10 protein-coding genes and 1 other RNA gene are annotated in these 13,934 nt (G+C 40.2%); 9 read left to right on the top strand and 2 right to left on the bottom strand.

Features of this window, described 5'->3' with window-relative positions; genetic code table 11:
* Positions 1-376 precede the first annotated feature (376 nt).
* Genes AAEY55_RS07310 through AAEY55_RS07300 form a run of 3 tightly spaced genes read left to right on the top strand, consistent with a single transcriptional unit; the run spans position 377 to position 6,166 of the window.
* Positions 377-1,795 carry an efflux transporter outer membrane subunit gene (locus AAEY55_RS07310; protein ID WP_086993246.1) on the top strand — a complete coding sequence of 473 codons (1,419 nt, stop codon included), beginning with the start codon at positions 377-379 and terminating at the stop codon, positions 1,793-1,795.
* Complete coding sequence (locus AAEY55_RS07305) at positions 1,785-3,086, top strand: efflux RND transporter periplasmic adaptor subunit (RefSeq protein WP_089367784.1); 1,302 nt, start codon at positions 1,785-1,787, stop codon at positions 3,084-3,086. The genes AAEY55_RS07310 and AAEY55_RS07305 overlap by 11 nt, the downstream gene beginning before the upstream one ends.
* The gene (locus tag AAEY55_RS07300) at positions 3,083-6,166 is read left to right on the top strand and encodes an efflux RND transporter permease subunit (RefSeq protein ID WP_011327260.1); all 3,084 of its coding nucleotides are present in this window, start codon (positions 3,083-3,085) and stop codon (positions 6,164-6,166) included. The genes AAEY55_RS07305 and AAEY55_RS07300 overlap by 4 nt, the downstream gene beginning before the upstream one ends.
* Before the next feature lie 138 nt (positions 6,167-6,304).
* On the opposite strand, the gene ssrS is transcribed toward AAEY55_RS07300, so the two are convergent.
* Positions 6,305-6,486, bottom strand: a non-coding RNA gene (gene ssrS, locus AAEY55_RS07295) — 6S RNA.
* A 288-nt stretch (positions 6,487-6,774) separates the two neighbouring features.
* Between ssrS and AAEY55_RS07290 the strand changes: the two genes are divergently transcribed.
* From AAEY55_RS07290 to AAEY55_RS07275, 4 genes are read left to right on the top strand one after another with little or no spacing between them, the layout of a single operon-like run.
* Positions 6,775-7,338: a UPF0149 family protein gene (locus AAEY55_RS07290; protein ID WP_011327261.1), complete on the top strand. Its 564-nt coding sequence runs from the start codon at positions 6,775-6,777 to the stop codon at positions 7,336-7,338.
* A 28-nt stretch (positions 7,339-7,366) separates the two neighbouring features.
* The gene (pepP, locus tag AAEY55_RS07285; RefSeq protein WP_350544481.1) at positions 7,367-8,689 is read left to right on the top strand and encodes a Xaa-Pro aminopeptidase; all 1,323 of its coding nucleotides are present in this window, start codon (positions 7,367-7,369) and stop codon (positions 8,687-8,689) included.
* A 15-nt stretch (positions 8,690-8,704) separates the two neighbouring features.
* Positions 8,705-9,895: a 2-octaprenyl-6-methoxyphenyl hydroxylase gene (gene ubiH, locus AAEY55_RS07280; RefSeq protein ID WP_182677169.1), complete on the top strand. Its 1,191-nt coding sequence runs from the start codon at positions 8,705-8,707 to the stop codon at positions 9,893-9,895.
* The gene (locus tag AAEY55_RS07275; protein ID WP_011327264.1) at positions 9,892-11,058 is read left to right on the top strand and encodes an FAD-dependent oxidoreductase; all 1,167 of its coding nucleotides are present in this window, start codon (positions 9,892-9,894) and stop codon (positions 11,056-11,058) included. The genes ubiH and AAEY55_RS07275 overlap by 4 nt, the downstream gene beginning before the upstream one ends.
* Before the next feature lie 92 nt (positions 11,059-11,150).
* On the opposite strand, the gene AAEY55_RS07270 is transcribed toward AAEY55_RS07275, so the two are convergent.
* Positions 11,151-12,161: an AraC family transcriptional regulator gene (locus AAEY55_RS07270; RefSeq protein ID WP_179807619.1), complete on the bottom strand. Its 1,011-nt coding sequence runs from the start codon at positions 12,159-12,161 to the stop codon at positions 11,151-11,153.
* Between the two features lie 96 nt (positions 12,162-12,257).
* Between AAEY55_RS07270 and AAEY55_RS07265 the strand changes: the two genes are divergently transcribed.
* Both AAEY55_RS07265 and AAEY55_RS07260 read left to right on the top strand, forming a co-directional pair.
* Complete coding sequence (locus AAEY55_RS07265; RefSeq protein ID WP_192532054.1) at positions 12,258-12,701, top strand: SRPBCC family protein; 444 nt, start codon at positions 12,258-12,260, stop codon at positions 12,699-12,701.
* Positions 12,698-13,510 carry a sterol desaturase family protein gene (locus AAEY55_RS07260; RefSeq protein ID WP_350550651.1) on the top strand — a complete coding sequence of 271 codons (813 nt, stop codon included), beginning with the start codon at positions 12,698-12,700 and terminating at the stop codon, positions 13,508-13,510. Before AAEY55_RS07265 ends, AAEY55_RS07260 begins: the two co-directional genes overlap by 4 nt.
* Positions 13,511-13,934 lie beyond the last annotated feature (424 nt).

Raw genomic sequence — 13,934 nt, 5'->3', positions numbered from 1 at the left:
GCTCAGTCGGTAGAGCAGAGGATTGAAAATCCTCGTGTCCGTGGTTCGATTCCGCGTCGAGGCACCATTTATTAAAAAACCTCACATTTGTGAGGTTTTTTTGTTTATAAAGATTATTTATCCCTGCATCCCATACAGCTTAAAATTGTTCCAGACTAATTTTAAGCTTATCAGTACACTACTTAGCAACCCCCTTAGTGATACAAACCACTTATAGTTACTTTCAACTTTCTTAATGATCATTAATGTCGAAATAGAGTATAAATAGTTATCCGATAGTTTATGGCTAATTATGTAATGTTATGTAAAGTAAGTTGAGCGTTTTAGTTCAAAGTGCTTGAATTACATTATAAATAGCAGTAATTCAGGTTTAATTATGATTTGGCAACAATACCAGCCAACTTTATTGGCACTCAGTATTGTGCTGCTCAGCGGCTGTGCGAGCAATATAAATTCACAGCAGCGCGAACAAGCACCTAACAATGTACCGCAGCAATGGCAACAAAAAACCTCTGCGCCGGTATTACACGTACAGCAGCAATGGCTTACACAATTACAAAATCCACAGCTGAATAAGCTTGTGGAGCAGGCACTTAAAAATAACCAGCAGCTTTTACAAAGTAGTTACGATGTAGCGATCCAAAAGCAGCAGTTAATTGTGTCGGGCGCTGCGTTGTGGCCAACTCTGGACTTATCTGCGCGTACTAGCCGTAGTAAAAATAACCGCCCAATTAGTTATAATAATGCAAGTTCAGTGAGCTTGAATTTAGGTTACGAAGTTGATTTATGGGGCAAGCTGTCAGATTCTAATCGCCAAGCTAATTTAAACTACTTAGCGCAACAGGCGCGCTTTGAACAAGCCAAACAACAGCTAGTTGCCGATGTAGTAAAGGGCTGGTTTGATGTAGTAACCGCAAAGCAATTACTTGATTTATATAAGCGCCGTGAAGCCAATGCTTTGCAAAATCTTGATATTATAGAGTCAGGTTATCGTCAAGGATTAAACGAAGCTCTCGATGTTTATTTAGCTCGCAACGAGCTAAATAATGAGCGTTCACGTATTGCTACTCAGCAAGCTAGCTTATTAACTACAGCAAGAGTACTTGAGCGTTTATTGGGAGATTATCCGAAAGGAATTATCTCGGCAAATAATGACCTACCAGTTATCAATACCGACATTCCACTAGGTTTACCCTCAGAGTTAATTACCCGAAAGCCAACATTACGTGCAAATTGGTATCAGCTTTTAGCAAGTGATGCAAACTTGGCTTATGCCCATAAGCAACGTTTTCCAAGTTTAAATTTAACGGCAAGTTTAAGTGATACTACTGATAGAGTAAGTGATTTGTTTTCGCCATCTAGCCTAGCATGGTCATTACTTGGCAGTATTTCAGCGCCTATTTTTAATGGCGGCCGGTTAAAAGCGAATGAAGAAATTGCGCGTTTAAATAGTCAAAAACAAGAGCAGCAGTATTTACAAACACTTTACGATGCTTTTAGCGACGTAGAAAATGCGATTACGCTACAGCAATCACTTAAAGCGCAATATACAAGCACGCTAGAAGCACAAGAAAATGCCCTTGCTGCCGAGCAATTATCGTTTGAGCAATATCAAAGTGGCTTGGTTAGCTACACTACAGTGCTTGATGCACAAGGACGCTCGTTCGATGCTCAAAGCTCCTTAATTAGTATTAAAAATCAATTGATAGCAAACCGAGTTAATTTACACCTTGCCCTTGGTGGCGATTTTGCAAACACTTCAACCGAACTACAGAGTAATAGCAATGAAAACTAAAACAGCAAAAATTATTATTCCAATCGCGGTTATTATTGCCACTATTTTAATCGTCATGTTTATTAAAGGTAACCCGCCAGAAGCTAATCGCTTTGGTGCACCACCAAAAGCATCAATTAATGTAGCAGTTCAAATGTTGCAGCCGCAAAACTATCAAGTGATGGTAGACAGCTACGGCACAGTAAAACCACGTACACAAAGCTTATTAGTTGCTCAAGCATCGGGTTTAATTATAAATATAAGCGATGACTTTAGAGAAGGTGGTTTTTTTAAAAAAGGTGCGGTACTAATCCAACTCGACGATAGAGACTATCAAGCAGAGGTTAAATCGGCACAGGCTAACTTATTAACAGCAAAGCAAGGCCTTTTAGAAGAACAAGCCCGCGGGCAGCAGGCTATTACAGATTGGCAGCGTTTAGGTAATGATAAACCTGCAAGTAGCTTGGTGCTACGTGAGCCACAATTAGCTGCAGCACAAGCACAAGTATTATCGGCGCAAGCAACACTTGAAAAAGCCAAGTTAAACTTAGAACGTACCCAAATAATAGCGCCTTTTGCAGGACGAGTACTTAGTCGTAATGTAGATTTAGGCCAAGTTGTTAGCAACAATACTCAGCTCGCTACTATTTACGCAATAGACAGCGTAGAGATTCGGTTGCCAATAAAAAACAAAGACCTACCTTTTATTAATTTACCTGAGCAGTACCGCGACGGTGCTAAAAACCAGGCCGGATCCGTGATTAAATTTAGCTCTGATTTAGTTGGTGAGCAAACATGGCAAGGGCAGTTGGCGCGTACCGAAGGTGCTATTGATGAAAGTGCACAGCAACTCTACGTGGTTGCTAAAATTAATGACCCTTATAAAGCAACACAAAGTAATCAATACCCAATAAAAATAGGGCAATACGTTAAAGCGCAGATCACCGGAAAAACAGTTTCTGATGCACTTATTATTGCAAATAGCACTATTTATCAGGGGTCTTACGTTTATATTGTTGAGCAGGGAGTATTAAAGCGTAAAGATATAACGCTTGCATGGCAAAATGCCGCTTTTGCAATGATAAAAACCGGCTTAAAAGCAGGTGATAAACTTGTTATTACGCCACTGGGGCAAGTTAGTTCGGGTACACAAGTGAATATTTTAGGCGAAGATAATAAAGCGACTAAACCACAAAGTATGAAGCAACGCCCAACAGCAGAGCAATTAGCACAACAAGCAAAAGAGCAAGGCATTAGTGTTGCAGAGCTAGTAAAAAAACGTCGCGCAGCAAAGCAAGGAGATAAGCCATGATTGCTTGGTTTACCAAAAACCATGTTGCTGCCAATTTATTGTTAGTAACTTTGTTGCTGTCTGGGCTGTTTAGTTTATCGACGAAAATACCGATCGAAGTATTTCCTTCGTTTGAAACCGATATGATCAGCATTCAGGTTAGTTTACGTGGCGCGACGCCAGAGGATGTTGAGCAAGGTGTCACTATACGTATAGAGGAGTCTGTACAAGATTTAGAGGGTATAAAGCAAATATTTAGCCGCTCATCTGAAGGTTCGGGCTCTGTCACTGTTGAAGTGGAAAGCGGCTACGATCCTCGAGAGTTGCTCGCTGATATAAAAAGCCGTGTTGATGCTATTAATACCTTTCCTGGGGATGCTGAAAAACCCATCGTTGCTCTAGCTGAGCGAAAACGAGAGGTTATAGCGGTAACTGTATCTAGTGATTATGGCGAAAAAGAAACTCGCGAGTATGCAGAGCAAGTACGCGATCAAATATTACGTTTACCCAGTGTAACGCAGGTTGAGTTAAGTGGCGTGCGCGACTACGAACTGGCTATTGAAGTAAGCCAAGATACATTGCGCCAATATGACTTAACACTGGCGCAAATTTCTAATGCGGTTGCTAACTCAAGCTCAGACATTTCTGCGGGTAACTTAAAAACCCAAGGTGGCGATGTACTTATTAGCTCAAAAGGACAAGCATACCGAAAAGATGAATTTGCCAGCATAGTGGTTAAAAACCAAAGCGACGGTACTATTATTCGCTTAGGTGATATAGCCACAATTAATGACGGCTTTGAAGAAACCCCAGTGCGTACACGTTTTAACGGAAAACAAGCCGCTTTTATCGACGTATACCGAATAGGCCCACAAAGTGCAATTACTGTTGCCGATGAAGTAAAAGCTTATATAAATGCCCAGCAACCTTCATTGCCGCAAGGTTTTGCATTAAGTTATTGGGATGACGACTCAGAGCTAGTTAAAAGCCGTATTGCCACACTCACCACTAACGCCTTGCAAGGCGGTATTTTAGTGCTGGCACTGCTAACCTTATTTTTACGCCCAGCTATCGCATTTTGGGTGTTTATTGGTATTCCGGTGTCGTTCATGGGGGCATTTATTGCTATGCCTATTTTTGGCGTAACGCTTAATGTAATGAGCTTGTTTGGTTTTATTTTAGTACTCGGTATTGTGGTTGATGATGCCATAGTCACCGGAGAGAACGTTTACACCCATTTAAAAACAGCCGAATCGGGCGAACAAGCTGCCATATTAGGTACCCAAGAAGTAGCAACGCCAGTGACTTTTGGTGTATTAACCACGGTAGCGGCCTTTTTGCCATTAGCCTTTATTGAAGGTGCACGCGGGGCATTATTTGCACAAATTCCGGTGGTGGTTATTCCGGTATTATTGTTTTCTTTAATTGAATCTAAATTTGTTTTACCTGCACATTTAAAATATATAAAGCTACGTCACCAAAAAGGTAAGCAATCAAAGTTTGATCTGCTACAGCAACGTTTTGCTGATGGCTTTGAAAGTGCGATTTTAAAATATTATCAACCTATTCTTAATTTAGCTCTGCGCCATAAACTGGCAACGGTGAGCTTATTTGTTGGCGTGTTTTTAATTATTTTAACTATGATCACCAGTGGTTGGACTAAGTTTGTATTTTTTCCACGTATTCCCAGCGAAACCGTACGGGTAAACTTAACCCTGCCTGCTGGCACGCCGTTTGAAGTAACTAATAAGTACGTGATTGATATGTCGCAAAAGGCGCAGCAATTGCAAGAAAAATACCGTGACCCTGATACGGGGGAGAGCGTTATTTTAAATATTTTAGCAACAACGGGCGGGCGCGGCGGAGTATCTAACTCAGGCGCAGTACGCTTTGAAATTACCCCAGCTGAAAAACGTGATTCAGATATAGGCTCACGCGAGCTTGCCAGTGAATGGCGCGAATTAATTGGCGTTATTCCCGGCGCTGAAAGTCTCACCTTTAGAGCCGAAATAGGTCGTAGTTCAGATCCAATAGATGTGCAGCTTAGCGGTACATCGTTAAAGGTTTTACAAGACGTGGCAGATCATATTAAAACGCGTTTATCGACCTACCCAACTGTATTCGATATTGCCGATAGTATGTCTGATGGTAAAGAAGAGTTACAAATAGAGCTTACAGAGCAAGGCTTAGCGCTGGGTTTAAATAGAGTAAATGTAGCAGGGCAAGTGCGTAACTCGTTTTTTGGCTCGCAAGTACAAAGGATCCAACGTGGGCGAGACGATGTGCGCGTAATGGTACGTTTGCCTATTGATGAAAGACGCTCGGTAGCCGACTTACAAAATATACTCATAAACACACCTGCCGGTGGCTCAGTGCCTTTATCGCATGTGGCTATTTTAATTACAGGGCAAAGCCCGTCTACTATCAATCGAATCGATCGTTACCGTACTTTAAATGTGACCGCCGATATAGAAAAAAGCAACACTAACATGACCATACTCCAAGCTGATTTATCCCAGTATTTGGATGAGCTAATGCAGCAATACCCAGGAGTTGATTATGCATTAGAAGGAGAAGCAAAAGAGCAAAGAGAGTCGTTTGGTTCACTTGCTTGGGCGTTAGTATTTGTATTTTTTATTATTTATGCGCTATTAGCGATACCGTTTAAATCGTATTTACAGCCATTAATAGTAATGAGTGTTATACCCTTTGGCATGATAGGCGCTGTAGTAGGGCATTGGATCATGGGAATGGAATTAACCATTATGAGCTTGCTTGGCATGCTAGCATTAATTGGCGTAGTGGTTAATGACTCGCTGGTATTAGTTGACTATATTAATAAAAAACGCACAGAAGGGATTGAATTAATTGAGGTAGTTAAACTTGCCGGCGCGTCACGTTTTCGCCCAGTTATGCTAACTAGCTTAACCACTTTTATAGGATTAATGCCGTTATTATTTGAAAAAGCGACTCAAGCGCAATTTTTAATTCCTATGGCTGTGAGCTTAGGCTTTGGAATTATATTCGCCACCTTCATTACTTTATTGCTAGTACCGGTAAATTATATGCTCATGGAGCGTTTTCAGGGTTGGTTTAAGTAAATAAGTGTAAGCATTTAGAGTTTAGCTGTAAGTAAGGAATTACTTGCAGCTTTTTTTTGCCAAAGATTATAAAAATAATTTAGAAAGTTATAACAAAAAAGACAAATAAATAATAAGAGGGATTATAAAAATAAGAAGGTGTTCCCCAAAGTGTGGTGTTGGTGTCAGTCCTGAAACCTTGAGGTTTCAGGGCGGGAATCTGCGGTTTACCGTAGGCTTCTCGGTACATGCCGAGCTTGCACAATAGTATACGAACAGAAACCCTGGTATAAAATTTATCGGCTCAGGGACTTAACCAAGCTCCAGCACCCCAGGGAACAAATCCAGTATATAAGACATAATCGAAAGCTTAAACCCCAAAAGCAAAATATTATTTTGTTTGCGTGGTTATTGTGCACTTATCATTAGTTATTTACTTATGAGTGTGCTTTTTAGCCATAAATATGTTTTTTATATATTGGGCTTAATAAAGCATACCGCAGCAATAAAGATCTGCCACTATTAAAGTGTTTAATAGTGGCCCTTAAGCGGTTTGATTATAGAATTTATTGGAGTTGCTTTTTATCGAGTGGTAGCATTGCCTTAACTAGCAAAATGAAGATATAACAATGAGCGATTTACCAGATTACGAAGAAGCCCAATTATTATTAGAAAAAAACGAAATATTTGTATCACCGGCCGAAGCGCACGGTGTAATTAGTGGTTTATTAGCTTGTGGGTTAACGATTGACGACAAAGAATACCTAGGGCTGTTAAGCGATGTGTTTAACGATGGTGATTCGTTTAGTAATAATTTAAAACAGTTTTTTGGCAGCATTTATAAGCAGGTCGTTGCTAGTTTTAATGATGAAGAGTTTGCGTTTGATTTGTTTTTACCCAGCGACGATGAAACACTTATAGATCAGGCTAATGGTTTGGTTTCTTGGGTTGCAGGTTTTATGCTTGGCTTTGGTTTAAAGCAAAAAGATTACGGTAAATTATCAGCCGATGTAAAAGAAGTTATTACCGATTTTAGCGAAATTACTCGCCTTGATACTACCTTTGAAGAAACAGAAGAAGACAGCCAAGCACTACATGAAGTGATTGAGTATGTGCGTGTGTCGGCATTACTTTGCTTTGCAGAGTTAGGTAAAGATCAAAGCACTGCTAGCACTAAAAAAACACTTCATTAATAGTTTAAGTTAAACGGGTTTGTTGCACATGGTTGAAATACAAAAGTCAGAGTTTAAAGCACGTCGTGAGCGTCTGCTTGCAAAAATGGATAGTAACAGTGTGGCAATTATACCTGCGGCGAGCGAAGTTACGCGCAGCCGCGACACTCACTATGCATTTAGGCAAGACAGTGACTTTTTTTACTTAACTGGTTTTAATGAGCCCGATGCCGTACTTGTACTTGCTCCAAATAGCGATACCCCCAGTACATTATTTTGCCTTAATAAAGATAAACTAGCCGAAGTATGGCATGGCCGTAGAATAGGCTTTGAAAAAGCAAAAAACGAATATTTGTTTGATGCAACCCATGGATTAAGTGAGTTGAGTGAACAGTTATTTAATTTGCTCAATGGCAAAGCGGTTTTATATTATGCGCAAGGTGCATATTCGGCTTTTGATGGGCGTGTTTTCTCTTTGCTTAATACTCTGCGCAGCGCCCCTAAAAAAGGTGACACAGCGCCAAGTACCATTAAAGATATTCGTTTGTTAATTCACGAAATGCGTTTATTTAAATCACCAAGTGAAATAAACATTATGCGCGCAGGCTGCGAAATTAGCGCGCAAGGCCATGTTAGAGCAATGTGTTTTGCCCATAGCGGTGCAACCGAGTATCAATTAGAAGCAGAGCTACATCATCATTATGCAATGCATGGTGCGCGGCACCCAGCGTATGGCACTATTGTAGGCAGTGGCGACAATGCTAATATTTTACATTACACCCAAAACAGCGACGCCCTTAAAAGTGGCGATCTAGTGTTAATAGATTCAGGTTGCGAGCTACAAGGCTACGCTGCTGATATTACACGTACATTTCCAGTGAATGGTAAATTTAGCCCCGAGCAAGCCGCGTTATATAATATTGTTCTTAAAGCGCAAGAAGTGGCGTTTGCAGAAATTAAACCCGGCGGTTATATGTCGCATGCTAATGCTTTAGCAATGGCAGTTATGACCCAAGGTCTACTAGATTTGGGTATTTTAACTGGCAACTTTAATGAGTTAATGGCAAAGCAAGCCTGTAAAGAATATTACATGCATGGTTTGGGGCATTGGTTAGGCCTAGACGTACATGATGTAGGCGACTACAAGCAAAACAATAGCGAACGCGCATTTGCTGCGGGCATGGTTTTAACCATTGAGCCTGGGCTTTATATCAGCGAAGATTCAAATGCACCGCAAAAATACCGAGGTATCGGTATTCGCATTGAAGATAACTTATTAGTAACCCCAAGTGGTTATGAAAATCTCACCCTAAGTGCGCCAAAAACCATAAGCGATATAGAAGCACTTATGCAAAGCAATAAAAGCGCATAAGACTAGGAGAAAAAAGTGCCTAAGCAGTTTGATGTTGTTGTTATTGGTGGCGGTTTAGCCGGTGCTAGCTGTGCGTTAAGCGTGGCTAAAATAAATCCCGCGCTTAGTATTGCTGTTGTTGAGGCGAATGAAGTAAGTAATGACTATCACCCGAGCTTTGATGATAGAAGCATAGCACTTGCTCAGCAGTCGGTAGAGTACTTGCAAGGCTTAAATTTATTTGCGTTAAATTCACCGTACGCTACAGCAATTAAAAAAGTAAGTGTGTCTGATCGTCACCATTTTGGTAAAGCAGATATTAACTGTGAAGAGTTTGCTAAAGATGCCCTTGGTTATGTGGTTGAAGTAAACCCGTTTGGCCGCTCGTTACATCAATTATTAAACGCTCAAATAAATATCAGTTTATATTGCCCTGATAGCGTAAGTGCCATTGAGCAGCAATTACATAATAATATAGTTACTTTGCAAAGTGGCGAGCAAATAGCCGCCAAGCTGTTAGTTATTGCCGACGGTGCACAGTCGCCAACTCGTAGCTTATTTGGACTTAAGTTTAACACTCAAGCTTATGAGCAAGGGGCTATTATTGCCAATATAGAAGTAGCTGGTGGGCATAATAACCATGCTTTTGAGCGATTTACGCAACATGGCCCCATGGCGCTATTACCTATGAGCAACAACCGCTATTCACTGGTGTGGTGTATGCAGCAACAGCACGTTGAGCAGCACATGGCACAAAGTGAAGACGACTTTATAAGCGCACTACAAAGTGCCTTTGGTTATCGCGGTGGTCAATTTACTAAAGTGGGTATGCGTGCTAATTACCCCTTAGTGTATGGCCAAGTAGAATCGCTTATTGCGCACCGCACGGTAGTAATAGGTAATGCTGCGCATGCAATTCATCCCATTGCAGGGCAAGGGTTTAATTTAGGCCTGCGAGATGTACAAGTACTTAGTAACTTAATTGCCCAGAGCCCAAGTGACTTAGGTAGTTATGCATTTACTCGCGAGTATGCACAGCAGCGCAGCGCTGATATAAATAACGTGATGACCCTAACAGATGGTTTAGTAAGGCTTTTTTCAAATTCATCACGCATACTGGCACTTGGCCGTAGTATTGGGTTGTTTTCGATGGATTTATTCCCCTCTTTAAAAGCGCCATTGGCTAAGCAGTTAATGGGGCAAGTTAAACAAGGTCAAGGTTTATGAAACAAGCACAGGTATGTATTGTAGGTGGTGGCAGCGTAGGGCTTACCTTAGCGCTTGGGTTGGCAAAAGCAGGTATAAGCGTAGTCGTGCTTGACGCTGCGCCAAAGCAAACACCGCCAACAGACGAGTATGGCATGCGCGTAAGTGCGTTGAGTATTGCGAGTCAAACCTTGCTTGAACAATTAAACGTATGGCCACACATAGTTGCTTTGCGTGCTAGTGCCTATACCCATATGGATGTGCGCGATGCAGACAGCTTTGGCAAAATAGCTTTTAATAGTGAGCAACTAGAGCTTGATCATTTAGGTCATATAGTTGAAAACGATATTATTTGCTACGCGCTTATAAAGGAGCTGGAGCAGCAGCCAAATGCTACGCTGATGTTCGACACTTGTTATCAGCAAATACACCAAAGCGAATCGGATGTATTTGTTACTTTAAAAAGTGGTGAGCCAATCATTGCAAAGCTGCTGGTGGCCGCCGATGGTGCAAATTCGGCAATTCGAAAGCAGTTTAATATGGCGCTGAGCTTTAAAGACTACGACCACCATGCATTGGTGGCTACAGTTAAAACCCAAGAGCCACACGCCAATACCGCACGCCAAGTGTTTTTACCAAGCGGGCCATTAGCATTTTTACCGTTGAGCGATGCCAACACCCATTCAATTGTGTGGTCTACAAACCCAACGCATTGTGAAGAGCTATTAGCAATGGACGACAATCAGTTTAACAAAGCCATTATGGCGGCAATAGACGGCCAATGTGGTTTGTGTGAAGTGCAAAGTGTACGCGCTGCATTTCCACTTAAAATGCGTTATGCCCAGCAATGGGTTGCAGGTAAAGTCGTATTAATTGGCGATGCTGCACATACGATTCATCCGCTTGCAGGCTTGGGGATGAACCTAGGCCTAAAAGATGCCGCTTATTTAATTGAGTTACTAACAAGTGATAATAAAGAATTTGCCAGCACGCGTACTTTACGTGATTACGAGCGAACCCGTAAACTCGATGCGCAAAAACACATTGCCATGATGTACTCTTTAAAAGAGTTATTTGCCGGTGCTAACCCAATTAAAAAACTAATTCGTGGAGTTGGGCTTTCAATGGTTGATAACTTAGGCCCAATAAAGCATTTGTTTGCTAAAGAAGCGATAGGAAAGTAAGCGTATTAGTAAGCGAATAAAAAGCCGTGGTTATTTTAACCGCGGCTTTTTATTATCTATTTTGAATTAAAGAGTTAAGTAACGTTTGATTTTTAGCCAATGTTTTTAGGTAGTGTTTTTAGATATTGCAGTGGAGTGCAGTTATACCAGCGTTTAAAAGCACGATTAAATGAACTTTGGTCGTTAAAGCCAAGTTTAATTGCTATGTTACTTAATGGCTCTTTGCCAATGCACAGTATTACGCGCCTTTTACGCTCTTGCTCAAGTAAGTCGGCAAACGATATTTGTTCGCGCTTTAAATGGCGTTGCAAGGTGCGCGGGGTCATGTTTAGTGCGCCTGCTGTGCGTATTAAACTGCAGTCGATTAAGTCATTTTTAGCTATAAATAACTGGCTAATTTTTTCGGTTAGTAGCTGCTGGCTTTTAAAGCGTGAAAGTTGCTGCTCAGAAACCTGTTTAAGCACTAAATTAATTTGCGTATTGTCGGTTTTAAATGGCAGTGCTAAATAACTGCTCGGAAATACCACTTGGTTATACTGTGCGTTAGTTTTAACGGGGCAGTTAAACCAGTGTGTGAGTACTGTTTTTTCATTGCTGGTAAAAGCTTGGGTAAAATAAATAGTACTGGGCGATAGCTGTGGATTTAATAGTTGTCGAATAACACTTACCCAAGCGGTCATATTACGTAAAATAACCTGTGGGCTACAGTTAGCATTAGGTAGCCAACGAATAATTGCCAACTCACCTTGCTGTTCAAACTCTGCTCTACCAATATCTGCAACTAAACTGTCGTAGTTAAGCAGTGCGGTAATAGCGCTGGCTAAGTTATTACTCGATTCAATTAAGTAACCCAATATGCCAAAGTCGGCAGTTCGAATTTGCTGACCAAGCTTAAAGCCAAACAAAGGCTCGTTTAGAGTTTGCTGAGCATAATTTAGCAGTGCGTTGTAACTGTTTAAGCTAATGCGTGGCGCGAGTTGCTGAGCTTGCTTATTACTGTATTCATTAAAGTTAATAGCCGACAAAACAGCTTGGCTATTAAGTCCAAGTGTTTCAAGGTAATCAATACAGCTTGAAAAATAATGATCGGCAAGTGTGCTCATTTGTCGCCTAAAGCTAAAAAATGGTCGTGTAACAGCAAGTTTGCCACGAAAAAATTTTATATGGTAGGGCATTATGAAAATACTTATTATATAAAAATGATACAAATAACCTTAAAACAAAAGATTGCAGCAACGCCTCTACAAGTCAGAGACGCTTTGCTTGATCATGCGCAATTAGAACGTTTTTTTAATGCTAAATTTGTCCTGTTAAAAAAGCAAAATGAAGGCGAAATTATTGGCGGTAAAGGTGCTATTAGGCAAGTTATAATGGCAGGAGTTCGCTTTGAAGAGCGTATAATTAGCGCCGATAGCAATCATATTAGTTATCAAATAATAGGTAATAAACCAGTTGCAGAGCACCGTGGCGATATTTATTTTTGCGTTAGCGACAATGCCCCAACAAGCACCGAAGTTACCTATAACATACGCTGTAAAACACCATGGTGGCTGCCAAGCTTTGTGGTTAAGTTTTTTATTAAAAAAGATATAGCACAAGCGCTTAATAAACTAAAAGCCAACTTTAAGGGCAACATATCATGAGCATAGAAATAATTTTACTTGCCCTTAGTCCTGTATTTATTATTTTTGTAAGTTATGAATTTATTAAATATCGGCGCTATTACGACATAAAAGACAGCTTGGCGAATACAGCACTGGCGCTTATGCATCAAGGGTGCGATGCGATTGCTTTAATTGTGCTAATGCCATTTTTTTATTGGTTGCATCAATATAGGTTATTTGATATTGAACTGTCGGTGCTGACGATATTTGGCGCATTTTTACTACAAGACTTTTTGTATTATTGGTTTCATAAAGCGTCGCACCATATTCATTGGTTATGGGCTGCCCATGTGGTTCATCACAGTTCAACTAAAATGAACTTTTCAACCGCATTTAGGCAAAGCTTAATGTATCCGCTTGCGGGTATGTGGTTATTTTGGTTGCCAATGATATTAATCGGCTTTGATCCGCTGAGTGTATTTACCGTAGTGGCGCTTAATTTGGCCTATCAGTTTTTTGTGCATACCCAAACGGTAAGTACACTAGGCTGGTTTGAAAAGGTATTTAACACCCCATCGCATCATCGAGTACATCATGCTATTAACCCCGGCTACTTAGATAAAAATTTTGCCGGTGTACTCATTATTTGGGATAAATTATTTGGCACTTACGCCGAGGAAAAAGCCGATAAACCGTGTAAGTACGGTATTGTGGGGCAGTTAAATAGTAACAACCCACTGACCATAACTTTTCATCAGTGGTTATATTTAATTAAAAGCACCTATAGGGCAAACGGTATGAAAGCAAAGCTAAATGTTTTGTTTGGCTACCCCAGTAGCTCAAACTGATGGTTGTTCAGGTTAACCGAACCCTTATTAAATTAAAATACTAAGCTGAAGCATTTTTGATTAAACAGATGAATTAGCAGTGATATATTTTAGGTTAAAAAAATATTGATGCGAAAATAATTAAAACTACAATTATTTAGCTATACCTCCTTTGAAATCTGAACGTAGACTTAAACTAAAGATTAAATTAACGTTTAATTTATATATTTTCTTGTAATTTTTAACTAATTATTTTAATGTTCTAGAATCAAAAGGATTGATTGGTTTTTCAAGCATGAAAAAAACACCCTCTTTATTTCCATATGTTCCAAAAGTTATTTTATGGTGCCTATATTCAAAATCAAATTGTATAAATGAGTTGCTTCAGAGCATTTATTTTTACAATATTAGAAAAGCATTTGGCAAGATTAAGAATGTTCAGCTT

The sequence above is a fragment of the Pseudoalteromonas sp. 120-MNA-CIBAN-0494 genome (genome assembly GCF_040308885.1).
Taxonomy (GTDB): Bacteria; Pseudomonadota; Gammaproteobacteria; order Enterobacterales; family Alteromonadaceae; genus Pseudoalteromonas; species Pseudoalteromonas nigrifaciens.
This window is presented reverse-complemented; position numbering and strand designations above follow the sequence as displayed.

What these genes read in the sequence shown, in the direction of transcription:
- AAEY55_RS07310 (WP_086993246.1), top strand. Translation starts at nt 377, where the DNA reads ATGATTTGGCAACAATACCAGCCAACTTTATTGGCACTCAGTATTGTG.
- AAEY55_RS07305 (WP_089367784.1), top strand. Translation starts at nt 1,785, where the DNA reads ATGAAAACTAAAACAGCAAAAATTATTATTCCAATCGCGGTTATTATT.
- AAEY55_RS07300 (WP_011327260.1), top strand. Translation starts at nt 3,083, where the DNA reads ATGATTGCTTGGTTTACCAAAAACCATGTTGCTGCCAATTTATTGTTA.
- AAEY55_RS07290 (WP_011327261.1), top strand. Translation starts at nt 6,775, where the DNA reads ATGAGCGATTTACCAGATTACGAAGAAGCCCAATTATTATTAGAAAAA.
- pepP (WP_350544481.1), top strand. Translation starts at nt 7,367, where the DNA reads ATGGTTGAAATACAAAAGTCAGAGTTTAAAGCACGTCGTGAGCGTCTG.
- AAEY55_RS07275 (WP_011327264.1), top strand. Translation starts at nt 9,892, where the DNA reads ATGAAACAAGCACAGGTATGTATTGTAGGTGGTGGCAGCGTAGGGCTT.
- AAEY55_RS07270 (WP_179807619.1), bottom strand. Translation starts at nt 12,161, where the DNA reads ATGAGCACACTTGCCGATCATTATTTTTCAAGCTGTATTGATTACCTT.
- AAEY55_RS07265 (WP_192532054.1), top strand. Translation starts at nt 12,258, where the DNA reads ATGATACAAATAACCTTAAAACAAAAGATTGCAGCAACGCCTCTACAA.
- AAEY55_RS07260 (WP_350550651.1), top strand. Translation starts at nt 12,698, where the DNA reads ATGAGCATAGAAATAATTTTACTTGCCCTTAGTCCTGTATTTATTATT.